The organism is Streptomyces sp. NPDC086787, from assembly GCF_044745865.1.
Lineage (GTDB): Bacteria > Actinomycetota > Actinomycetes > Streptomycetales > Streptomycetaceae > Streptomyces.
The window spans coordinates 949,649-971,346 of record NZ_JBIVBC010000001.1 but is presented as its reverse complement, the minus strand read 5'-3'; the positions used below and the strand labels follow the sequence as shown (position 1 = coordinate 971,346).

General features: G+C 71.8%; 24 protein-coding genes and 1 riboswitch. Of the genes, 10 read left to right on the top strand and 14 right to left on the bottom strand.

The features are described 5' to 3' along the window. Window positions 1-47: 47 nt before the first annotated feature. Complete coding sequence (locus tag ACIPK3_RS04525) at window positions 48-398, bottom strand: hypothetical protein (protein WP_402566523.1); 351 nt, start codon at window positions 396-398, stop codon at window positions 48-50. Window positions 399-439: 41 nt separating this feature from the next. Continuing rightward, a riboswitch (TPP riboswitch) is annotated at window positions 440-552 on the top strand. On the opposite strand from ACIPK3_RS04525, the gene thiO reads away from it, so the two are divergent. The 5 genes from thiO (at window position 549) to ACIPK3_RS04500 (ending at window position 5,739) form a co-directional block, all read left to right on the top strand. After that, complete coding sequence (gene thiO, locus ACIPK3_RS04520; RefSeq protein WP_402566522.1) at window positions 549-1,766, top strand: glycine oxidase ThiO; 1,218 nt, start codon at window positions 549-551, stop codon at window positions 1,764-1,766. Its footprint overlaps the riboswitch before it by 4 nt. Further along, window positions 1,763-1,963 (top strand): sulfur carrier protein ThiS, encoded by a 201-nt coding sequence (gene thiS / locus ACIPK3_RS04515; protein ID WP_402566521.1) that lies wholly within the window; start codon window positions 1,763-1,765, stop codon window positions 1,961-1,963. The genes thiO and thiS overlap by 4 nt, the downstream gene beginning before the upstream one ends. 3 nt (window positions 1,964-1,966) lie before the next feature. Beyond that, window positions 1,967-2,761 carry a thiazole synthase gene (locus ACIPK3_RS04510; RefSeq protein WP_402566520.1) on the top strand — a complete coding sequence of 265 codons (795 nt, stop codon included), beginning with the start codon at window positions 1,967-1,969 and terminating at the stop codon, window positions 2,759-2,761. A gap of 105 nt (window positions 2,762-2,866) precedes the next feature. Next, entirely contained in the window at window positions 2,867-4,798 is a 1,932-nt protein-coding gene (gene pknB, locus ACIPK3_RS04505; protein ID WP_402566519.1) for a Stk1 family PASTA domain-containing Ser/Thr kinase, read from the top strand. Between the two features lie 50 nt (window positions 4,799-4,848). Then, window positions 4,849-5,739, top strand: coding sequence for a deoxyribonuclease IV (locus ACIPK3_RS04500; protein WP_402566518.1), 891 nt, complete (start codon window positions 4,849-4,851; stop codon window positions 5,737-5,739). A 48-nt stretch (window positions 5,740-5,787) separates the two neighbouring features. Here ACIPK3_RS04500 and ACIPK3_RS04495 read toward each other — a convergent pair whose 3' ends face one another. Next, entirely contained in the window at window positions 5,788-6,420 is a 633-nt protein-coding gene (locus tag ACIPK3_RS04495) for a sulfite oxidase-like oxidoreductase (protein ID WP_402566517.1), read from the bottom strand. Window positions 6,421-6,624: 204 nt separating this feature from the next. On the opposite strand from ACIPK3_RS04495, the gene bfr reads away from it, so the two are divergent. After that, complete coding sequence (gene bfr / locus ACIPK3_RS04490; RefSeq protein WP_402566516.1) at window positions 6,625-7,104, top strand: bacterioferritin; 480 nt, start codon at window positions 6,625-6,627, stop codon at window positions 7,102-7,104. Window positions 7,105-7,108: 4 nt separating this feature from the next. Here the strand turns inward: bfr and ACIPK3_RS04485 are convergent, their stop codons facing one another. Next, entirely contained in the window at window positions 7,109-7,342 is a 234-nt protein-coding gene (locus tag ACIPK3_RS04485; RefSeq protein ID WP_402566515.1) for a bacterioferritin-associated ferredoxin, read from the bottom strand. Between the two features lie 153 nt (window positions 7,343-7,495). After that, the gene (locus ACIPK3_RS04480) at window positions 7,496-8,848 is read right to left on the bottom strand and encodes a class II 3-deoxy-7-phosphoheptulonate synthase (RefSeq protein ID WP_402566514.1); all 1,353 of its coding nucleotides are present in this window, start codon (window positions 8,846-8,848) and stop codon (window positions 7,496-7,498) included. Between the two features lie 96 nt (window positions 8,849-8,944). Between ACIPK3_RS04480 and ACIPK3_RS04475 the strand changes: the two genes are divergently transcribed. Both ACIPK3_RS04475 and ACIPK3_RS04470 read left to right on the top strand, forming a co-directional pair. Further along, window positions 8,945-9,001 (top strand): trp operon leader peptide, encoded by a 57-nt coding sequence (locus ACIPK3_RS04475; RefSeq protein ID WP_079033853.1) that lies wholly within the window; start codon window positions 8,945-8,947, stop codon window positions 8,999-9,001. Window positions 9,002-9,111: 110 nt separating this feature from the next. Further along, window positions 9,112-10,989 carry an anthranilate synthase family protein gene (locus tag ACIPK3_RS04470; RefSeq protein ID WP_402566513.1) on the top strand — a complete coding sequence of 626 codons (1,878 nt, stop codon included), beginning with the start codon at window positions 9,112-9,114 and terminating at the stop codon, window positions 10,987-10,989. A gap of 21 nt (window positions 10,990-11,010) precedes the next feature. On the opposite strand, the gene ACIPK3_RS04465 is transcribed toward ACIPK3_RS04470, so the two are convergent. From ACIPK3_RS04465 to ACIPK3_RS04450, 4 genes are all read right to left on the bottom strand, one after another. Further along, window positions 11,011-12,039: a 6-phosphofructokinase gene (locus ACIPK3_RS04465; protein WP_402566512.1), complete on the bottom strand. Its 1,029-nt coding sequence runs from the start codon at window positions 12,037-12,039 to the stop codon at window positions 11,011-11,013. 140 nt (window positions 12,040-12,179) lie between these two features. Beyond that, window positions 12,180-12,857 carry a response regulator gene (locus ACIPK3_RS04460; RefSeq protein ID WP_402566511.1) on the bottom strand — a complete coding sequence of 226 codons (678 nt, stop codon included), beginning with the start codon at window positions 12,855-12,857 and terminating at the stop codon, window positions 12,180-12,182. Further along, entirely contained in the window at window positions 12,854-14,098 is a 1,245-nt protein-coding gene (gene macS / locus ACIPK3_RS04455) for a MacS family sensor histidine kinase (RefSeq protein ID WP_402566510.1), read from the bottom strand. The genes ACIPK3_RS04460 and macS overlap by 4 nt, the downstream gene beginning before the upstream one ends. A 49-nt stretch (window positions 14,099-14,147) precedes the next feature. Continuing rightward, the gene (locus ACIPK3_RS04450) at window positions 14,148-14,897 is read right to left on the bottom strand and encodes a lysophospholipid acyltransferase family protein (protein ID WP_402566854.1); all 750 of its coding nucleotides are present in this window, start codon (window positions 14,895-14,897) and stop codon (window positions 14,148-14,150) included. 151 nt (window positions 14,898-15,048) lie between these two features. On the opposite strand from ACIPK3_RS04450, the gene ACIPK3_RS04445 reads away from it, so the two are divergent. Next, window positions 15,049-15,828, top strand: coding sequence for an alpha/beta hydrolase (locus ACIPK3_RS04445; protein ID WP_402566509.1), 780 nt, complete (start codon window positions 15,049-15,051; stop codon window positions 15,826-15,828). Further along, entirely contained in the window at window positions 15,821-16,408 is a 588-nt protein-coding gene (locus ACIPK3_RS04440) for a hypothetical protein (protein ID WP_402566508.1), read from the top strand. The genes ACIPK3_RS04445 and ACIPK3_RS04440 overlap by 8 nt, the downstream gene beginning before the upstream one ends. Before the next feature lie 15 nt (window positions 16,409-16,423). On the opposite strand, the gene ACIPK3_RS04435 is transcribed toward ACIPK3_RS04440, so the two are convergent. The 6 genes from ACIPK3_RS04435 to ACIPK3_RS04410 form a co-directional block, all read right to left on the bottom strand. Next, window positions 16,424-17,179 carry an endonuclease/exonuclease/phosphatase family protein gene (locus tag ACIPK3_RS04435; RefSeq protein WP_402566507.1) on the bottom strand — a complete coding sequence of 252 codons (756 nt, stop codon included), beginning with the start codon at window positions 17,177-17,179 and terminating at the stop codon, window positions 16,424-16,426. Window positions 17,180-17,271: 92 nt separating this feature from the next. Further along, window positions 17,272-18,225: an ROK family glucokinase gene (locus ACIPK3_RS04430; protein WP_402566506.1), complete on the bottom strand. Its 954-nt coding sequence runs from the start codon at window positions 18,223-18,225 to the stop codon at window positions 17,272-17,274. A gap of 67 nt (window positions 18,226-18,292) precedes the next feature. After that, window positions 18,293-18,835, bottom strand: coding sequence for a DUF5304 domain-containing protein (locus ACIPK3_RS04425; RefSeq protein ID WP_402566505.1), 543 nt, complete (start codon window positions 18,833-18,835; stop codon window positions 18,293-18,295). Between the two features lie 111 nt (window positions 18,836-18,946). Then, window positions 18,947-20,116 (bottom strand): ArsA family ATPase, encoded by a 1,170-nt coding sequence (locus ACIPK3_RS04420; RefSeq protein WP_402566504.1) that lies wholly within the window; start codon window positions 20,114-20,116, stop codon window positions 18,947-18,949. Window positions 20,117-20,189: 73 nt separating this feature from the next. Next, complete coding sequence (locus ACIPK3_RS04415; protein WP_402566503.1) at window positions 20,190-20,645, bottom strand: SRPBCC family protein; 456 nt, start codon at window positions 20,643-20,645, stop codon at window positions 20,190-20,192. A gap of 122 nt (window positions 20,646-20,767) precedes the next feature. Further along, on the bottom strand, window positions 20,768-21,565 hold the full coding sequence (locus ACIPK3_RS04410) for a metallophosphoesterase (protein ID WP_402566502.1): 798 nt from the start codon (window positions 21,563-21,565) through the stop codon (window positions 20,768-20,770). Between the last annotated feature and the right edge of the window lie 133 nt (window positions 21,566-21,698).

The following is a 21,698-nucleotide window of genomic DNA, read 5'->3' as shown; positions in this document are numbered from 1 at the left end:
CCGATCACCGCTCACCCGGTCACCATAGACAATTGACAAACTGTCAGTCAGGGGGCGTGCTGGGTGAGCTGCTCCACAATGCTGGTGCCGCTGCCTTCCTGGGACTCCCACCGCCAGGTCTCCTCGAGCCGTACCCGTCCGTCGGGCAGTTCGACGACCGTGGACACGCAGTGCCCGCCGGACGTGCTGCCGTCCTGCTTGAGCTGCGTGTAGCGGAAGTCCAGCCGGTCGCCCTCGCGGGTGCCCACCAGGTGCCCGCGCACGATGTCGCCGCCCGTGTACTCGGCCCAGACCACGCCGTCCTTCTCGTGGTAGGTGAACCGGGTGCGGGTGCCCACCTGGCCGGGGGCCTGGTCGGCCACCGGGGCGAGGGTCAGTCCGTCGAGCGAGCGGGCCATGACGCCGGGACTCCTTGGTTCGAGCGGTAGGGTGGCCAACGTACAGAACTCGCGGGAGCCCGGACGCACCGGGCTGAGAGGGAGGCTGGCGGCCTCCGACCGTACGAACCTGATCCGGGTCATGCCGGCGAAGGGAGGGGCTGAACGCCCATGTCGTCAGGTACGTCGGACGTCCTCGTCGTCGGGGGCGGGATCATCGGCCTGGTCACGGCCTGGCGTGCCGCGCAGCGCGGCCTCGCCACCGCCGTGGTGGACCCAGAGCCCGGCGGCGGCGCCGCGCGGGTCGCGGCGGGGATGCTGGCCGCGGTCACCGAACTGCACTACGGCGAGCAGATGCTGCTCGGGCTGAACCTGGCGTCCGCCCGTCGCTACCCGGACTTCGTGGCCGAGCTGACCGAGCTGACCGGCCATGACCTCGGCTACCGCCGCAGCGGCACCCTCGCCGTCGCGCTGGACGCCGACGACCGTGCCGATCTGCGCGAGCTGCACGCCCTCCAGCAGCGGTCGGGTCTGGAGGCCGAGTGGCTGTCGGGACGCGAGTGCCGGCGCCTGGAGCCGATGCTCGCGCCCGGGGTGCGCGGCGGACTGCGGGTGGACGGCGACCACCAGATCGATCCGCGTCGGCTCTCGGACGCGCTGACGGCCGCCTGTGAGCTCGCCGGGGTGGTGTTCCACCGCACCTGGGCGGAGCGGCTGTCCGTCGTGCGCGACCGGGCCGCCGGGGTCGTCACCCGCGAGGGCGAAGTCCTTGACGCGGGCCGGGTGGTGCTCGCCGCCGGGAGCCTGAGCGGGCGGCTCGCGGGCGTGCCGGACGAGGTGCTGCCGCCGGTGCGGCCGGTGAAGGGGCAGGTGGTACGGCTGACGGTGCCGGCCCGGTACGCGCCCTTCCTGAGCCGTACCGTGCGCGCCGTGGTGCGCGGCGGCCATGTCTACCTGGTGCCCCGGGAGAACGGCGAGCTGGTCGTGGGCGCGACGAGCGAGGAACTGGGCTGGGACACGACGGTGACCGCGGGCGGGGTGTACGAGCTGCTCCGGGACGCCCACGAGCTGGTGCCGGGGATCACCGAGCTGCCGCTCACCGAGACCCGGGCCGGGCTGCGTCCCGGCTCCCCCGACAACGCCCCGCTGCTCGGCCCGACCGGGCTTGACGGGCTGCTGCTGGCCACCGGGCACTACCGCAACGGTGTACTGCTCACCCCGGTCACCGGCGATGTGATGGCGTACGTCCTGGTCACCGGCGAGCTGCCGGAGGAGGCCCGCCCCTTCACACCACAGCGCTTCGCCGCGCCTTCGGCTGCGTCATTCCCCTCGCAACACGGCTCGTCACAACACGGCTCGTCACAACACGGCTCGGAGCGGTCCGCATGAACATCTCGGTCAACGGAGAGCGCCGGGAGATCGCGCCCGGCACGGATCTCGACACTCTGGTCGGTTCGCTGACCGCGGCGCCGCGCGGAGTGGCCGCCGCGGTGAACGAGACCGTCGTACCGCGCGGGCAGTGGTCCGCCACGGACCTCGCCGAGGGAGACCGTGTCGAGGTCCTCACCGCCGTCCAAGGAGGCTGACCCATGGCAGACGATCCCTTCGTCCTCGGCGGTACGCCGTTCTCGTCCCGGTTGATCATGGGCACCGGCGGCGCGCCGAGCCTGGACGTGCTGGAGCGGGCGCTCGTCGCCTCCGGCACGGAGCTGACCACGGTGGCGATGCGACGGGTCGATCCCACGGTGCACGGTTCCGTACTGTCCGTGCTGGAGCGGCTCGGCATCCGGGTGCTGCCCAACACGGCGGGCTGTTTCACCGCCGGCGAGGCCGTCCTGACGGCCCGGCTGGCCAGGGAGGCGCTCGGCACGGATCTGATCAAGCTGGAGGTCATCGCCGACGAGCGGACGCTGCTGCCGGATCCGATCGAGCTGCTGGACGCGGCGGAGACACTGGTGGACGACGGCTTCACCGTGCTGCCGTACACCAACGACGACCCGGTTCTGGCCCGGAAGCTGGAGGAGGTCGGCTGTGCGGCGGTCATGCCGCTGGGCTCGCCGATCGGCTCCGGACTCGGCATCCGTAACCCGCACAACTTCCGGCTGATCGTCGAGCGGGCCGGGGTGCCGGTGATCCTGGACGCGGGCGCGGGCACGGCGTCCGACGCGGCGCTGGCGATGGAACTGGGCTGTGCGGGTGTGATGCTCGCCTCGGCGGTGACCCGGGCACAGGAGCCGGTACTGATGGCGGAGGCGATGAAGCACGCGGTCGAGGCGGGCCGGCTGGCCCGGCGCGCGGGCCGTATCCCGCCCCGCCACTTCGCCGAGGCCTCCTCCCCCACGGAGGGGCTCGCGCACCTGGATCCGGAGCGCCCGGCGTTCTAGGACACGGCCTGGCGCGCCGGAGCGACAGTCACAGGTCTGCTGCATTCCGTCCCCGAAACGGCGCAACGTCGGGCGCTGTCGGTCACGGCTCGTAGACTCACCTGCGTGGATACGACCCTTCAGGACCCTCTCGTCGGGCAGGTGCTCGACGGCCGTTATCGCGTCGAGGCGCGGATCGCGGTCGGCGGGATGTCCACGGTCTACCGGGCCTTGGACATCCGTCTGGACCGGGTGCTCGCCCTCAAGGTGATGCATCCGACGCTGGCGGCCGACGCGGCGTTCGTGGACCGCTTCATCCGCGAGGCGAAGTCCGTCGCCCGGCTGGCCCATCCCAATGTCGTCCAGGTCTTCGACCAGGGCGCCGACGGGTCGTATGTGTATCTCGCCATGGAGTACGTCGCCGGGTGCACCCTGCGGGACGTGCTGCGCGAGCGGGGCGCGCTCCAGCCGCGGGCGGCGCTGGACATCATGGAGCCGGTGCTCGCCGCGCTCGGTTCCGCGCACCGCGCCGGGTTCGTGCACCGGGACATGAAGCCGGAGAACGTGCTGATAGGGGACGACGGCCGGGTCAAGGTCGCCGACTTCGGTCTGGTGCGGTCCGTGGACACGGTGACCAGCACCACGGGCGCCGTGCTGGGCACGGTCTCCTATCTGGCGCCGGAGCAGATCCAGCACGGCACCGCGGACCCGCGCGTGGACGTGTACGCGTGCGGTGTCGTGCTCTACGAGATGCTGACCGGCGGAAAGCCGCACGAGGGCGACACGCCCGCCGCGGTGCTCTACAAGCACCTGCACGAGGACGTGCCGCCGCCCTCGGCCGCGGTACCCGGGCTGCCGTACCAGCTGGACCGGCTGGTGGCCGCGGCCACCGCGCGCGCCATGGACGTCCGCCCGCAGGACGCCGTGACGCTGCTGGCCCTGGTCCGGGAGGCGCGCGCGGGGCTCGGTGACGAGCAGCTGGACGCGATGCCGCCGCAGGCGCTGTCCGCGGGGCACGACATCACCGAGGACCGGACGAGTGTGATCCCGCGCTCGCTGACCGTGCCCCGGCTGCTGCCCGTGAACCCGGTCAACGAGGACGACGAGGCCACGGCCGCCGTCCACCGCACCAGCCGCTTCGAGACGCCGCCGGTGCCCGAGCGGCGGCGACCGGCCCGGCGCGGGCTGCTCACCCTGGTCGCCACGGTGCTGCTGACCCTCGGGGTCGGCGCCGGAGTCTGGTACATCAACTCCGGCCAGTTCACCAAGGTCCCGCCGGTGCTGTCGAAGACCGAGGCGCAGGCGAAGCAGCGGCTCGGGGACGCCGGGCTGGACGTGGGGAAGGTCAAGCGCGCCTACAGCGACACGGTGCGGCGCGGCACGGTCATCGGCACGGATCCCGCGCCCGGTGCCCGGATCCGGGACAACGGCTCCGTGGCGCTGACGATCTCCCTCGGCCCCGAGATCGTGCGGGTGCCGGACCTCGCCGACCAGCGGCTCGGGGCGGCGCAGGCCCAGCTGAAGTCGGGCGGTCTCGAGCCGGGCATGGTGACCCGGGAGTTCAGCGAAAGCGTCGCCAAGGGGCAGGTGATCAGGACCGACCCGGTGGCGGGCACCAAGCGGCACGCGGGCTCCGCCATCGCGCTCGTGGTCAGCAAGGGCAGCCCGGTGGACGTCCCGGACGTCACCGGCGACAGCCTGGAGGACGCCAGGCGGGAGCTCACGGACGCCGGGCTCAAGGTGAAGGTCGCCACGGGTCAGATCAATTCCGAGTACGACCGCGGCGAGGTCGCCGAGCAGACCCCGGCGGGCGACAGCGAGGCGGCCGAGGGCGACACGGTGACGCTGACGGTCTCCAAGGGCCCCGAGCAGATCAAGGTCCCGGACGTGGTCGGGGACAGCGTGGACGACGCGCACAAGGCGCTGGAGAAGGCCGGCTTCAAGTTCGACGACAACCGCGGGCTGCTCGGGCTGTTCGGGGACACGGTGAAGAGCCAGTCGGTCGACGGCGGGAAGACGGCGCCCAAGGGGTCGACGATAACGATCACCATCCGCTGACGATCACCTCCGCCGACGGGGGCGCCACCGGGGCATGGGACCCTGAACGGGTGAGCAGTAAGCATTACGGTGCCGTCCCCGGCGCCTCGCGCAACCCTGTCGGCGGTCATGTTCCGGTGGCCGGCGGACTCCACTCCGTCGGTCTGGCGTACGCCGCCGAGCTGGAGGCGGAGGCCGTCCAGGTCTTTGTCGCCAACCCGCGCGGCTGGGCCACGCCGACCGGGAACCGGCGGCAGGACGAGGAGTTCCGCGCGGCGTGCGCCGAGCGGTCGCTCCCGGCGTATGTGCACGCCCCGTACCTGATCAACTTCGGCTCGCACACCGAGGCGACGGTCGAGCGGTCGGTGGAGTCGCTGCGGCACTCGCTGCGGCGCGGGCGGGAGATCGGCGCGCTGGGTGTGGTCGTGCACACGGGCAGCGCGACGGGAGGCCGGGAGCGGGCCGTGGCGCTGAAGCAGGTACGGCAGCACATGCTGCCGCTGCTGGACGAGCTGACCCATGACGACGACCCGTTCCTGCTGCTGGAGTCGACCGCCGGGCAGGGTTCCTCGCTGTGCTCCCGCACCTGGGACTTCGGGCCGTACTTCGAGGCGCTGGACGCGCATCCGAAGCTGGGCGTGTGCCTGGACACCTGTCACATCTTCGCCGCCGGACACGACCTGGCCGGTCCCGACGGCATGCACAAGACGCTGGACCTGCTGGTCGACACGGTCGGCCCGGGCCGGCTCAGGCTGGTCCACGCCAACGACTCCAAGGACGTGGCCGCCGCGCACAAGGACCGCCACGAGAACATCGGCTCCGGCCACATCGGCGAGGACCCGTTCCGCGCGCTGATGACCCATCCGGCGACCGAGGGTGTGCCCCTGATCATCGAGACGCCGGGCGGCCGCGAGGGGCACGCGGCGGACGTGGCGAGACTGAAGGCGCTGCGCGACGGGTGAGAGCCGGGGCGGGTCTCCCGTCGCCCGGGGCCGGCACCCCGCGCGGTGTCAGAGTTCGGGGCCGTCCCCGGATTTCTCCTGGTAGGAGTAGCGCTGTTCCCGCCAGGGGTCGCCTATGTTGTGGTAGCCGCGCTCCTCCCAGAAGCCGCGTCGGTCGGCGGTCATGTACTCCACGCCACGGACCCACTTGGGTCCCTTCCAGGCGTACAGATGGGGGACGACGAGGCGGACCGGGAAGCCGTGTTCGGCGGTGAGGAGTTCGCCGTCCTTGTGGGTGGCGAAGATGGTGCGGTCCGAGGTGAAGTCCGCCAGGCGCAGGTTGGAGCTGAAGCCGTACTCCGCCCAGACCATCACATGGGTGACGTCCGGCGCGGGCGGTGCGCCGGCCAGGATCTCGCGGGCGGGGACACCGCCCCATTCCGCGCCGAGCATGCTGTACTTCGTCACGCAGTGCAGATCGGCCACCACGGTGGTGTACGGCAGGGCCGTGAACTCCTCGTGGCTCCAGCAGCGCTTCGCGCCGTCGGCGGTGGCACCGAAGACCCTGAACTCCCAGCGTTCGGGACGGAACTTGGGCACCGGACCGTAGTGCGTCACCGGCCAGCCGCGCTGCAGCCGCTGTCCCGGCGGAAGCCCGGACCCCGCCGCTTCTCCAGATGCGCACTCCGCCGGATGACCCATGACTCCATCCTGACAGACCCCGGACAGTGCGCTTGACCAGCCATGCCTCGCGAAAGCGACAATTGGCTGGAAACAGCATCAAGTAGTGGCAAGTACGCCCTTACTTACTAAGCACGCACTTACTGGACGATCTTCGACACCGGTGCAATCATGCGGCCGTCGGCCGCAACCTCACCCGTTCCCCGTATGGAAGGAGCCCATGCGATGCAGGGCGACCCCGAGGTCATCGAATTCCTCAACGAGCAGCTCACCGGTGAGCTCACCGCGATCAACCAGTACTTCCTGCACGCGAAGATGCAGGAGAACTTCGGCTGGACGAAGCTCGCGAAGTACACCCGGCACGAGTCGTTCGACGAGATGAAGCACGCCGAGGTGCTCACCGACCGCATCCTGTTCCTGGACGGACTCCCGAACTACCAGCGGCTCTTCCATGTGCGGGTGGGCCAGACCGTCAAGGAGATGTTCGAGGCGGACCGCGAGGTCGAGGTGGAGGCGATCGACCGGCTCAAGCGGGGCATCAAGGTGATGCGGGAGAAGGGGGACATCACGTCCGCGAACATCTTCGAGGACATCCTCGCCGACGAGGAGCACCACATCGACTACCTGGACACCCAGCTCGAACTGGTGGAGAAGCTCGGCGAGGCGCTCTACCTCGCGCAGCTGATCGAGCAGCCCGAGAGCTGACCCGTCAGGCGGCCTCGTCCAGCTCGGCCAGTTCGGTCAGCACCGGCCGGCCCTGGTCGGCCAGCTCCCGGCGCGGGCACGCGCCACGGCCGAGGATGGCCTGGATGCGCCGCACACACGAGCCGCAGTCGGTGCCCGCCTTGCAGGCGGAGGCGATCTGCCGGGGGGTGCAGGCGCCACCCTCCGCGTGCCGCTTGACCTGGGCCTCGGTGATGCCGAAGCAGCTGCAGACGAACACGCGGGTTCACCTCCCGGACGGGATCGATCGATGACGCCTGTCCCGTAGTCGGTGAGGCTAACCTAACCTTACCTGCCATGCCGGAGACGCAAAAGTGCGCTGGGGCGCGGATCGTATGTGATCCGCGCCCCAGCGCATACAGTCCCTGTGCGACTACTGGTCCCGGTACATCTCCGCGACCAGGAACGCCAGGTCCAGCGACTGGCTGCGGTTCAGGCGCGGGTCGCAGGCCGTCTCGTAGCGCTGGTGCAGGTCGTCCACGAAGATCTCGTCGCCGCCGCCCACGCACTCGGTGACATCGTCACCGGTCAGCTCGACGTGGATGCCGCCCGGGTGGGTGCCCAGGCCCTTGTGGACCTCGAAGAAGCCCTTGACCTCGTCCAGCACGTCGTCGAAGCGGCGGGTCTTGTGGCCCGAGGCCGCCTCGAAGGTGTTGCCGTGCATCGGGTCGGCCACCCAGGCCACCGTCGCACCGGACGCCGTGACCTTCTCGACCAGCTCGGGAAGCCGGTCGCGGATCTTGTCGGCGCCCATCCGGACGATGAAGGTCAGGCGTCCCGGCTCGCGCTCGGGGTCGAGGCGGTCGATGTAGCGCAGCGCCTCCTCGGCCGTCGTGGTCGGGCCGAGCTTGATGCCGATCGGGTTGCGGATCTTCGAGGCGAACTCGATGTGCGCGCCGTCCATCTGGCGGGTGCGCTCACCGATCCACACCATGTGCCCGGAGACGTCGTACAGCTGGCCGGTGCGGGAGTCGACCCTGGTCAGGGCGGACTCGTAGTCGAGCAGCAGCGCCTCGTGGGAGGAGAAGAACTCGACCGTCTTGAACTCCTCCGGGTCGGTCCCGCAGGCCCGCATGAAGTTCAGCGCGTTGTCGATCTCGCGGGCGAGCTGCTCGTAGCGCTGCCCGGACGGGGAGGACCGCACGAAGTCCTGGTTCCAGGCGTGCACCTGGCGCAGGTCGGCGTAACCGCCGGTGGTGAAGGCGCGCACCAGGTTCAGCGTGGAGGCCGACGCGTGGTACATGCGCTTGAGCCGCTCGGGGTCCGGGATCCGGCTCGCCTCGGTGAACTCGAAGCCGTTCACCGAGTCGCCGCGGTACACCGGGAGGGTGACGCCGCCGCGGGTCTCGCTCGGCTTGGAGCGCGGCTTGGAGTACTGGCCGGCGATGCGGCCGACCTTGACCACCGGCACGGAGGCGGCGTACGTGAGCACGGCGCCCATCTGGAGCAGGGTCTTCAGCTTGCTGCGGATATGGTCCGCGGACACCGCGTCGAACGCCTCGGCGCAGTCGCCGCCCTGGAGGAGGAACGCCTCTCCCTTGGCGACGGCCGCCATCCGGGCGCGCAGCTGGTCGCACTCGCCCGCGAAGACGAGCGGCGGATACGACTCGAGGTCCGCGATCACTGCGCGCAGAGCCTCGGTGTCGGGGTACTCGGGCTGCTGCGCCGCGGGCAGGTTTCGCCAGGTGTTGCCAGCGCCGGGGCTGGTCTTAGCGTTCACGGTCACGCTCTCAACCCTAAGGGGTGCCGACCGGGCTTCCCGCCCCTGCCCAGCAAATGAGACACGGGATACGCACTGTGGACATGCGGTAGGGTTTCCGGCATGTTCGCGCACTCGATCCAGAACTGGTGGTGGACCGCTCATCCGGCGGCCCGCTGACTGCGCGTATCCAAGACTTCGCGAAGGCCGCCCGAGGGGCGGCCTTCCGTGTTTCCACCACCTGGGCCGTTCCTCACCGGCGTCGACCGACATCGACGGAAGAGGAACCCATGGACCTGGCACAGCTCCTGCACGACGACCGCCCCTTCGCCCTGCTGCGCCGCCGCACCCCCGGGCGCGCCGGGACCGCCGGGGACACAGTGGAGGTGCTGGTCGGACCGGTGACCACGTGCGAGCGGCTCGCCGAGCTGCCCGACGAGGGGCTGGCCCTCGTGCCGTTCCGGCAGATCCGTGAGCGTGGCTTCGGTGTCCGTGACGACGGGACACCCCTGGCGGTGCTGACCCCCGAGGAGTCCTACGAGATCCCGCTCGCGGAGGCGCTGGACCAGCTCCCGTCGCACGCCGTGCGGGTGGAGGGCGGCGGTTTCGACGTCGGGGACGAGGAGTACGGCGAGATCGTCGGGCGGGTGCTGCGCGACGAGATCGGGCGGGGCGAGGGCGCGAACTTCGTCATCCGGCGGACGTACCGGGGCGAGCTTCCCGGCTTCGGCCGCGCGGACGCCCTCGCGCTGTTCCGGCGGCTGCTGGCGGGCGAGCGGGGCGCGTACTGGACCTTCGTGGTGCACACCGGGGACCGCACGCTGGTCGGGGCGAGCCCGGAGGTGCACGTCCGGATGTCGGGCGGCACGGTCGTGATGAACCCGATCAGCGGCACGTACCGGTACCCGGAAGGCGGTCCGACCCCCGAGCACCTGCTGGAGTTCCTCGCCGACGGCAAGGAGACCGAGGAGCTGTCGATGGTGGTCGACGAGGAACTCAAGATGATGTGCACGGTCGGCGACATGGGCGGGGTGGTGGTCGGGCCGCGTCTGAAGGAGATGGCGCACCTCGCGCACACCGAGTACGAGCTGCGCGGCAAGTCCTCGCTGGACGTGCGGGACGTCCTGCGGGAGACCATGTTCGCGGCGACGGTGACCGGCTCGCCGGTGCAGAACGCCTGCCGGGTCATCGAGCGGTACGAGTCCGGCGGGCGGGGCTACTACGCGGGCGCCCTCGCCCTGCTGGGCAGGGACCCGGGCGGGGCCCAGACCTTGGACTCGCCGATCCTGATCCGCACCGCGGACATCGACGCGGCGGGGCGGCTGGAGGTCGCGGTCGGCGCGACGCTGGTACGCGGCTCGGACCCGGCGGGCGAGGTGGCGGAGACGCACGCGAAGGCGGCGGGCGTACTGGCGGCGCTCGGGGTGCGGCCGTCCCGGCCGCGGGAGGAGCACACCCGTCCCCGGCTGGCCGACGACCCGCGGGTACGGGCGGCGCTGGACGGGCGCCGTGCCTCGCTGGCGCCGTTCTGGCTGCGGATGCGGGAGCGCGCCCGGGAGCTGACCGGGCACGCCCTGGTCGTCGACGCCGAGGACACCTTCACGGCGATGCTCGCGCATCTGCTGCGGACCGCCGGACTGGAGGTGACCGTACGGCGCTATGACGAACCGGGCCTGCGGGAGGCGGTGCTCGGGCACCCGGGGACGGTCGTCCTCGGGCCCGGTCCCGGCGATCCGGCCGATCTCGCCGATCCGAAGATGCGGTTCCTGCGGAACCTGACCGCCGAGGTGCTCCGGGGGCACCGGCACGGCGTCCTCGGTGTCTGCCTGGGTCACGAGCTGATCGCGGCCGAGCTGGGCCTGGACATCGTCCGCAAGGAGGTGCCTCACCAGGGGGCGCAGACCACGGTCGACCTGTTCGGCCGGGCGGAGACCGTCGGCTTCTACAACAGTTTCACGGCGCGCTGCGACGACGCGGCGGCGGCCGAGCTGGCCGCGCACGGAATCGAGGTGAGCCGGTCGGCGAACGGCGAGGTGCACGCGCTCCGGGGCGCCGGGTTCGGCGGGGTCCAGTTCCACCCGGAGTCCGTGCTGACGCTGAACGGGCCGGCGATCGTGCGTGAGCTGATCGACCGGCTGCCCCAGGACCGCGCCGCCGCCCGGCCCTGAGCACACCGCCGCGGGCGGGGGTCAGCCGAAGAAGACCCCGGCCTCTTCGTACAGCTTCGGGTCGACCGTCTTCAGCCGGGCCGTGGCCTGGGCGATCGGGACCCGGACGATGTCGGTGCCCTGCAGGGCGACCATCTTGCCGAAGTCACGGTCGCGGACGGCGTCGATGGCGTGCAGGCCGAAGCGGGTGGCGAGCCAGCGGTCGAAGGCGGTCGGGGTGCCGCCGCGCTGGACGTGCCCGAGGACGGTGGTCCGCGCCTCCTTGCCGGTGCGCCGCTCGATCTCCTTGGCGAGCCACTCGCCGACGCCGGAGAGCCGCACATGCCCGAAGGAGTCCGTCGACTGGTCCTTGAGGACCATCTCGCCGTCCTTGGGCATGGCGCCCTCTGCGACCACCACGATCGGGGCGTAGGACGCCTTGAAGCGGGAGGTGATCCAGGCGCACACCTGGTCGAGGTCGAAGCGCTGCTCGGGGATCAGGATGACGTTCGCGCCGCCCGCGAGCCCGGAGTGCAGGGCGATCCAGCCGGCGTGCCGGCCCATCACCTCGCAGACCAGGACCCGCATGTGGGACTCGGCCGTGGTGTGCAGCCGGTCGATGGCCTCCGTGGCGATGGAGACGGCGGTGTCGAAGCCGAAGGTGTAGTCGGTGGCGGAGAGGTCGTTGTCGATGGTCTTCGGCACGCCGACGCACGGCACCGCGTACTCGTCGGACAGCCGGGCGGCCACGCCGAGGGTGTCCTCGCCGCCGATCGCGATCAGCGCCTCGACCTCGTGCTTGGCGAGGTTGTCCTTGATCCGGCGGATCCCGTCCTCCTGCTTGAGGGGGTTGGTCCGCGAGGAGCCGAGGATGGTCCCGCCACGGGGCAGGATGCCGCGCACCGCGGGGATGTCTAGGCGGACGGTGTCGCCTTCGAGGGGGCCGCGCCAGCCGTCCCGGTAGCCGACGAATTCGTAGCCGTACTCCTGTACGCCCTTGCGTACGACGCCCCGGATGACGGCGTTGAGCCCGGGGCAGTCGCCGCCCCCGGTCAGTACTCCGACCCGCATGGAAACATCCCTTCACCGCGTTGCCTGATGAGGGCCACGCTAATGGTGAGCCATGTCACACAGGGATGGGCGGGAAGGGCAATTCCGGTGAATCGGCGGGCGATTGGTTGACGTCACGCCGGCCCCCGGGGGAACCGGCGTCAGTCGTCGTCCAGTCCGCGCTCTATGGCGTACCGGACCAGTTCGACCCGGTTGTGCAGCTGGAGTTTGCCGAGGGTGTTCTGGACGTGGTTCTGCACCGTGCGGTGGGAGATGACGAGCCGCTCGGCGATCTGCTTGTAGCTCAGGCCCTTGGCGACCAGCCGCAGCACCTCGGTCTCGCGCTCGGTCAGCCGGGGTGCCTTCGGCTCGTCGGTGTCCGCGGCGGGCGCGGGCTCGGAGGCCAGCCGGCGGTACTCGCCGAGGACCAGACCGGCGAGACCGGGCGTGAACACCGGGTCGCCGGCCGCCGTACGGCGCACCGCGTCCAGGAGTTCCTCGGTGGACGCCGACTTCAGGAGGTATCCCGTCGCCCCCGACTTCACGGCCTCCAGCACGTCGGCGTGCTCGCCGCTCGCCGACAGCACCAGGACCCGCGGCGCCCGGTCGGTGCCGACCAGCTCCTTGCAGACCTGGACGCCGGGCTTGACGGGCAGGTTGAGGTCCAGCACGAGGACGTCCGGCACGGCGGCCCGGGCTCGGCGCACCGCCTGCTCGCCGTCCCCCGCGGTGGCGACCACCTCGAAGCCCGACTCGGCCAGGTCGCGGGCGACCGCGTCGCGCCACATGGGGTGGTCGTCCACCACCATGACCCTGATCGGGTCCTGCCGCTGTGTCATTTCTTCTCCGCCTTCCCCCGGAACGCCTCCGGGCCCGTGCGGACCCTCGGTACCTTCAGTTCGACTTCCGTGCCCTGACCGGGCGTCGAGATCAGCTCGGCGCTGCCGCCGAGGTCGCGCAGCCGTCCGCGGATCGACAGGGCCACCCCGAGTCTGCCCTCGCCCTCCGCCTCGGCGAGCCGGCCGGCGGGGATCCCGGGTCCGTCGTCCCGGACGGTCACGATCACCTCGTCCGGCTCGTCCTCCACGAGGATCCAGGCCCGCGCGTCCGGACCCGCGTGCCGGCGCACGTTGTCCAGGGCGGCGCCGACCGCGGCGGCCAGTTCCCCGGCGGCGGCGGCCGGGAGCCGTACCGGTGCGCCGGGCTCGGCCAGGCTGACCCGCGCAGCGGCGTACGGCAGGAGGAGGGTGCGCAGATCGACGGGGGCGGCCGGGTCGGCGGGCTCCCGCGCGGTTTCCGCGGCCGTCTCCTCGGCTGTGGCGACCGCCTCGCCGGAGGGGCGCGGTACGGGCAGCACCCCGCCGGAGACCAGCGCGCGCAGCGCGGCCTCCTGCTCCCCCGCCATACGGCCCAGCTCGGCCGCCTCACCACCGATGACCGCGCCGCGCCGCTGCACCATCGCGAGGACCTGGAGCACGCTGTCGTGGATGTCCCGGGCGAGCCGCTCCCGCTCCCGGGTGGCGGCCTCGATCTCCAGGGCGCGGGCGAGGGTGCGCTCGGAGGCACGGGCGACCTCCACGACGTACCCGATGGCGAGGGAGGCGACCCAGACGAGGGTCACGTTGTGCACGGTGTCGCGGGCCCACTGGCCGCGCTCGACCAGGTTGGCGAGGGCGACCGGGGTGGAGGCGAACGCGGCCCAGCGCCAGCCGCCCTTGAGGGCGAAGGCGAGGACCGAGCCCGCCGTCCAGATCGAGGGCAGGGTGGCACCGCTGCGCTCGATGTGCTCGCCGGTGACGACCCATGGGGTGAGGACGATGCCGGTGAGCGCGACCGCGAGGTCGACGACGAGGAAGCGTCGGGTGCAGGCCGCCGCGTTCTGCACCCGGGGCAGCGTGGCGAGCGTCCAGACGGTCAGTACGGCGTAGTAGGCGAGGGCGAGGACCGGGCGGTCGTAGTCGTGGTAGGCGAAGGCGAACAGGCCGACCGCGTACAGCAGGGTGAGGACGCGGTAGCCGGTGAGCGCACGCCACATCGGCAGCTCGACCGACATCCTCAGGACTTTCTCGCGCTTCGGCACGCCCCCCACCCTCCGGCCGCCCCCGCGGGCTCCGTACTCCCGACCAGGCCTACTTCGTCCCGGCCTTCTCCGCCTTCTCGGCCTTCTCCGCCTTTTCGGCTTCCCTCGAGGCCTTCGCGGCGTCGGCCAGCTGGCGCTTGGCGGCGGTCGCGTAGATGTCGACGTACTCCTGGCCGGACAGTTTCATGATCTCGTACATGACCTCGTCCGTCACCGCGCGCAGCACGAAGCGGTCGTGCTCCATTCCCTGGTAGCGGGTGAAGTCGAGGGGCTTGCCGATCCGGATGCCGGGCCGCATCAGCTTCGGGAGGACCTTGCCCGGCGGCTGGATCTTCTCGGTGTCGATCATCGCGACGGGGATGACCGGGGCGCCGGTGGCGAGGGCCACGCGCGCGAGGCCACCGGGCTTGCCCCGGTAGAGGCGGCCGTCGGGCGAGCGGGTGCCCTCGGGGTAGATGCCGAACAGCTCACCGCGCTCCAGGACGTCTATGCCGCTCTTGATCGCCGCCTCGCCCGCGCCGCGCGCGCCGGAACGGTCCACCGGGAGCTGGCCGACCCCCTTGAAGAAGGCCGCCGTCAGCCGTCCCTTGACGCCGGGTGTGGTGAAGTACTCCGCCTTGGCGATGAAGGTCACCTTGCGGTCGAGGACCGCGGGCAGGAAGAACGAGTCCGAGAACGAGAGGTGGTTGCTCGCCAGAATGGCGGGCCCCTCGGCCGGAATGTGCTCCAGCCCTTCCACCCAGGGTCTGAAGGCGACCCGCAGCGGTCCCCCGATGGCGACCTTCATCGTGCCGTACAACAACCGAGTGCCTCCTGTTTTCCGTCGATCAGACCTTAACCCGGAGCACCGTCAATGGGGCCGTCGACCCTGGTCGGTGTCAGTGCGGTCGCGTACGGTGAAGGGCATCTGGACTCGTCGTTCACGCCTCTCTCACGATTAGGAGCCGAAGGTGCCGGTTCTCCCCGGAGCCGAGCCGTACCGCCACGAGGGCGGGGAGGTCGGCGTCCTCCTCTGTCACGGCTTCACCGGCTCGCCCCAGTCGCTGCGCCCCTGGGCGGAGCATCACGCCGGGCACGGCCTGACCGTGTCGCTGCCGCTGCTGCCCGGGCACGGCACCCGGTGGGAGGACATGCAGCTCACGGGCTGGCAGGACTGGTACGCGGAGGTGGACCGCGCGCTGCGGGTGCTCCGCGAGCGCTGCGCCCGGGTGTTCGTCGCGGGGCTGTCGATGGGCGGCGCGCTGGCGCTGCGGCTGGCCGCGAAGCACGGCGAGGACGTCGCCGGTGTGGTGGTGGTCAACCCGGCGAACCGGATGCACGGCCTGGCGCCCTACGCCCTTCCGGTGGCCCGGCACCTGGTGCGGACGACGAAGGGCATCGCCAGCGACATCGCGAAGGGCGGCGCGGCGGAGACCGGCTACGACCGGGTGCCGCTGCACGCGGCCCACTCCCTGCGGAACTTCTTCCGTGTACTGGACGGCGAGCTGCCCCAGGTAACCCAGCCGCTGCTGCTGCTGCACAGTGCGCAGGACCATGTGGTGCCCCCGGCCGACTCGGCCCGCGTCCTGAGCCGGGTGTCCTCCGTGGACGTGACCGAGGTCGTGCTGGAACAGAGTTACCACGTGGCGACGTTGGACCATGACGCGGACCGGATCTTCGAGGAGAGCCTCGCCTTCATCGGCCGGCTCGCACCCAGTGTCGGCACAGAAGGGACGGCCGCAGTTGGCTGAGCACGACTCCGACCGCGAGGATCGCGAGCCGGACGAGAAGGGTGTGCCCTTCGACGAGGACGCCGCCTGGGCGGCGATCGTCGCGGGGTACGGCGACGAGCCGCCCGACCCGCCGGGATCGAGGCCCTACCGGGCGATCGAGGATCTCGCGCTCCCCGATCCCGTCCCGGACGAGGACGGCGACAGTGATGGAACCGGTGGGAAGGCGGCCGGGGCCGGGGAGCTGTCGGCCGCCGGGCCGCTGGGCAGTTCCATCTCGTTCGCGCCCGGCGTCGGGCCCCGTGACTACGTGGTGCCCGAGGCGTCCGACGACGACTTCGACGAGGACGACGAGGGCCACTTCGTGCCGCCCGAGCCGCCTCCGCTGCCCGACGCCGACACGACCGCCCGGTTCGCCTGGCTGGGCGTGGTGGGCGGTCCGTTGCTGCTCCTGCTGGCCGTGCTGCTGGGCTGGGACATGACGTGGTGGCTGGCGACGCTCGGCATCGGCGGCTTCCTCGGCGGTTTCGCCACGCTGGTGGCCCGGATGAGGACGGACGACGACGGGGACGGCGACCCGGGCAGGGGGGCCGTCGTCTGAGCGGCGCCGGCCCCGTCACACCGCCGGCACCCTGAGAGCGGCGAGCACCGGAAGGTGGTCGGTGGCCGCCCGCAGATCGGCCCGGGTGACGCCGGGCAGGTCCGGCGGGACGCCGCAGCCCAGCACCTCGACGCCCTTGCCGGCGAAGATCGCGTCGATGCGCTGGTGGGGGTCGCTGGGGGTGGAGGTGTACTCGCCGCCCCAGGGGGCGGTGGCCCGGCAGTCCTGAAGGCCCTCGGCCAGCCGCCGGAAGGTCCGGCCGTCGGGGCGTTCGTTGAGGTCCCCGCCGGCGATCGTGTACTCGGTGCCCATCGCGGCCAGCCGGTCCAGGAGCAGGCCGCCCTGCTCGTGGCGCTCGGCCTGGTCCAGGCTGAGATGGCAGCTGAGCACGCCCACGCGTGCCCCGCCGAACCGTACGACGGCGGTGGCGAAGCCGCGCCTGTGGAGTCCCGGGGTGAGCGGGAGGAGCACGTCCTCGGTTCGTTCGACGGTGGCCCTGAGCGAGCAGAGGATCGCGGGACCCGCCGCGGTGCCTCCGCCGGTGAGGATCACCTGGCCGGTGGCCGCGGCCAGGCGGGCCAGCTTCTTGCGCCAGCGGAAGAAGCGGGGGGCTTCCTGGACGAGGGTCAGGTCCGGGGCGCAGGCGGTGATCACCCTCGACAGCGCGGCGGTGTCGTCCCGCATCGAGCGGATGTTGTAGCTGAGGACCCGGACGACGGCCGAACCGTCCGGTTCCGTAGTGGAGTTGGGGAGGGGCATGGTGGTCGCCATGACGCCCAACCTACGACGATGCCCGCCGCCCGGGGACCAGACGCGGCGGGCACTGTCAGCACCGCGGAACCGCTCGCTGCGGAACCTGCCGGCTACATGATCGGGTCCGGCTCCCTGGCCAGGTCGGCCGCTCCGACCAGGCCTGCCTCGTTGCCGAGCTGGGCCACGATCACCTCGGCCACGGGGCGCCAGTTGCCGCCGACCAGCCAGCGCTTGTACGACTTACGGATCGGGTCGAGGACCAGTTCGCCCTCCTCGGAGAGACCGCCGCCGACGATGAACGCGGAGGGGTCGAAGAGGGAGGCCAGGTCGGCGAGGCCGGCGCCGGCCCAGCGGGCCAGCTCGCGGTAGGAGTCGACGGCGACCGGGTCGCCCTGGCGGGCGGCCATGGAGATGTGCTTGCCCTCGATGCCCGCGGGAGTGCCGTCGCCGAGGCCGAGCAGGATCTCGGCGTGCTCGGGGGTGGCGTTGGCGCGCTGCTTGGCGTACCGGACCAGGGCGCGGCCGGAGGCGTACTGCTCCCAGCAGCCCTGGGAGCCGCAGCCGCACATCAGGCCGTCCGGGACCATCCGGATGTGGCCGAACTCGGCGGCGACGCCGAAGTGGCCGCGGCGCAGCTTGTTGCCGATGATGATGCCGCCGCCGAGGCCGGTGCCGAGGGTGATGCAGATGACGTTGCGGTGGCCCTTGCCCGCGCCGAACTTGTACTCGCCCCACGCGGCGGCGTTGGCGTCGTTCTCGACGACGACCGGGAGACCCACGCGGGCCTCGACCTTCTCCTTCAGCGGCTCCTGGCGCCAGTCGATGTTGGGGGCGAAGTAGACGGTGGAGCGCTGTCGGTTCACGTATCCGGCGGCTCCGATGCCCACGCCGACGATCTCGTGCCCGGCGCGCGCGCCCTCCACGGCGGAGGCGATGGCGTCCACGATCGCTTCGGGCGTGCCCGGGGTCGGCACCTTGTGAATCGAGAGGATGTTGCCTTCCTCGTCGACCACACCGGCCGCGATCTTGGTACCGCCGATGTCGACGCCGATGGTGAGTCCCATGAATCCCTCAGTTTCGGTCGAGCCCCGCTACGGCCAACCGTACCCGAGGCACTGCCCGCGGAGGCTTTCAGTCCAGGTCGATGCGTTCTCCCGGGCCGGAGTCGTCGCCCCGGTCCTTCGGATCCGTGGTCGCGGCTTTCGTGTCCGCCGCGCCCGTCGTGTCTGGCGTGTCCTGCGGGTCCGGCGTGCCCGTCGTGCGGGATGTCCAGCGCTGTTCCTGGTGCTGCACGGCGGAACGGTAGGCGGCGAGCAGTTCGCCGCCGGCCGCCGCGAGGTGGTCGAAGAACTCGGGGTTGCGCTCGATGACGGGGTCGACGGCGGCCTTGGCCTGCTGGACCACCTGTCGCACCGCCTGCTGGGCGGCGGGACCGGCGACCGCCCCGAGCAGCGGGGACTGGAGGCCGGACAGCTTGTCGGCGACGGCGTCGACGAGTTTGCGCAGTTCCTCGGCGGCCGAGCCCGGAGGCGGGCCGTGCTGGGCGCGGCGCCGGGCCCGCTCGGCCTCCAGATCCTCGGCGCAGGCGGTGGACCAGGCGTCGGCGTCGGTCGCCCGCACGTCTTCGGCCGGGTCCGGCTCGGAAGGCTCAGGTGTGGGGCGCTCTTCGCTCATGACGGACTCCTGACTACGGTTCGTCTCTTCGACGTTACCCGAACGGGCGTACTGGGTTCACGGTCCTCGGTGCGGGACTCGGGTGACGCTCCGGCGCCGGACGAGCGGTAATCACTTCGCGCGCGGCCACAGGTCCGGGTCCGGCGCGAACCGGATGCGCAGTTCGTCGTCGCGCAGGGCGGCACCGGCCACGGTGCAGCGGCGCAGGGCGGACGGGAGCGGCACGATGCGGCGGAACGGGCCGACGGTGATCACGAGCTCGTCGCCGCGCCGGACGAGGTCGAGTTCGTCGCGTATCGCGCCCGGCAGCGGGATGTGCCAGACCAGTACGCCGTCGGCGGCGATCCGGTCGGTGACGGGCCACTCGACCGGGGTGGGCGCCGGGTTGACCGGGGGCGCGGCGAGCCGGGTGAGGTCGGCGGCACCGTGCGGGTCACGGCCCAGGTGGGCGACCGGGTGGACGTCGTACGACTCCCGCCAGTCGTCCAGGGCCTTGCGCTGCTGGGCGGCGAGTGCGGCGAGCCAGGTGTCGGTGGTGGTCTCGGGCAGGACCCGGTTGCCGACCAGGGTCTCGGTGCGCAGCCCGCGCAGGGCGAGGCCGAGGGCGGCGGTGCGGACGGCGTCGGCGCCGGCCGGTCCCGGTTCGGCGACCATGTGTACGGAGGTGGCGCGGTCGGCGACGACGGATTCCACGGCGGCGAGTTCGACGTCCCAGCGGGCCGCGGTCTCGTAGAGCCAGTCGGCGGGCATCGGGACGCCGGCGAGCCGGCCGAGGACGGGGCGCAGGGCGCGGGCGGCCTGTCGTTCGGGCGGGAGCAGGCGGCGCAGGTAGCGGCGCAGTTCCTCGGGGAGGGCGAGCAGGCCGAGGGCCCGCGGGGTGGCCGGGAGGTCCACGACCAGCAGGTCGTAGCGCTCGGAGAGGGCCGCGTCGCGCAGGGCGCGCAGGAAGGACAGTTCCTCGGCGCCGGGGAGCGGGGTGACCTCTTCGGCGTCGAGGCGGGACGCGCCCAGGAGGTCGAGGACGTTCTTGGCGCGGGTCTGGAACGCGGTGAGGTCCTCCCGGAAGCCCTCCGCCGGGTCGGGCCGCCAGGCCGTGAGGTCCGGCAGGATCCGCGTCGGAGCGGGTCCGGTCGGCGCGCCCAGCGCCGCACCCAGGGTGTCCGCCCGGTCGGCGCTGAGCACGAGGGTGCTGCTTCCGCCGGCCGCCGCGCGCAGTGCGGTGGCGGCGGCGACGGTGGTCCGTCCGGAGCCGCCCGGGCCGGTGATCAGGATGGTGCGCATGAGGGTGAACGGTACCTTCGCGGGCGTACGGGGGTGACCAGCACCCGTTGCCTCACCCGTCGGGGGCGGCCGCCTACTTCCCGCCGAATTCCACTCCGGATTCCACGCGCTTCTTCAGTCCCGCGAGGGCACGGTCGATGATGACCTTCTCGGCCTTGCGCTTGATCATGCCGAGCATGGGGATCTTGACGTCGACGGTGAGCTGGTAGGTCACCTCGGTGGCGCCGGCGCCGGAGGGCCTGAGGAGGTAGGAGCCGTCCAGGGAGCGCAGCATCTGGGACTTGACCAGGGTCCAGGAGACCTCGTTGGCGCCGGTCCAGGTGTAGGCGAGGGTCTGGTCGTCCTTGATGGCGCCGGCGTCCATGACGAGGCGGACCTGTTCGGCGCGGCCCTGGCCGTCGGTCCCCAGCACCTCCGCCTCCTTGACCTCGCCGGTCCAGTCCGGGTAGCGGGCGAAGTCGGCGATCACCGCCATGACGTCGGCCGGGACCGCCTCGATCGTGATGCTCGAACTGGTGTGTTCCGCCATCGCCGTGGCTCCTCCGGATGCTGGCCGCTAGTCGGGCTCGCCGTGCGCGAGCGTGCGCACGTGTGTGCAGCGTGAAGGCTACCGCGCGCCCGGTCGGCCGCCTTCACCCCGTCCGGGGTCGGTCACCATTCGAGCGCCCAGGGTTGTCCGGTCCCCGCGAAGTGCCCGACGTTCACGCACTCGGTCGCACCGATCCGCATCCGTCGCACCAGGGGCTGGTGGACGTGCCCGAACAGGGCGTAGCGGGGCCTGGTGCGGCGGATCGCGTCGAGCAGCGCGCGGCTGCCGCGTTCGAAGCGGCGGGCCATGGTGTCGTACACCAGTTCCGGGACCTCCGGGGGGATGTGGGTGCAGAGCACGTCGACCTCACCGACGGCCTCGATCTTCGCGGCGTACTCCTCGTCGCTGATCTCGTACGGGGTCCGCATCGGGGTGCGCAGGCCGCCGCCGACGAAACCGAAGGTGCGCCCGCCGATCTCCACCCGCTCGCCGTCCAGGACGGTCGTGCCCGGCCCGGCGTACTCGCGCCACAGGGGCGGCATGTCGACGTTGCCGTAGGTCGCGTACGTCGGTGTCGGGAACGCGGCGAACAGTTCGGCGTACTGCTTGCGTACAGCCTCCTCGATCGCGGTGGCCCGGTCGGTGCCGACGCCCGCCCACAGCCGGGCCCCGAACTCCCTGGCCTCCTCGAAGCGGCGGGCGGTGCGCAGTTCCACGAGCCGGCCGGCGTTCCCCGCGCCGAACAGGTCGGGGAAGATGCCGCGCGAGTGGTCGTGGTAGTCGAGGAAGAGCACCAGGTCGCCCAGGCAGATCAGGGCGTCGGCGCCCTCGCCGGCCCTGGCCAGGTCACGGGCGTTGCCGTGCACGTCGCTGACCACGTGGACGCGCGTCCTTCGGTTACCGGCGGGTGTGGGTGCCATGGTGATCAAGGGTAAGCGTGTGCGGCATGGGTGAACAGTGTGGCCGGACCTGCGGTTACTGGCCAGTCAGCAAGGGCGTGGACTACCGTACGCCGAGGAAAACCCAATCTGTGTGACGCAGCGAACATCTCGC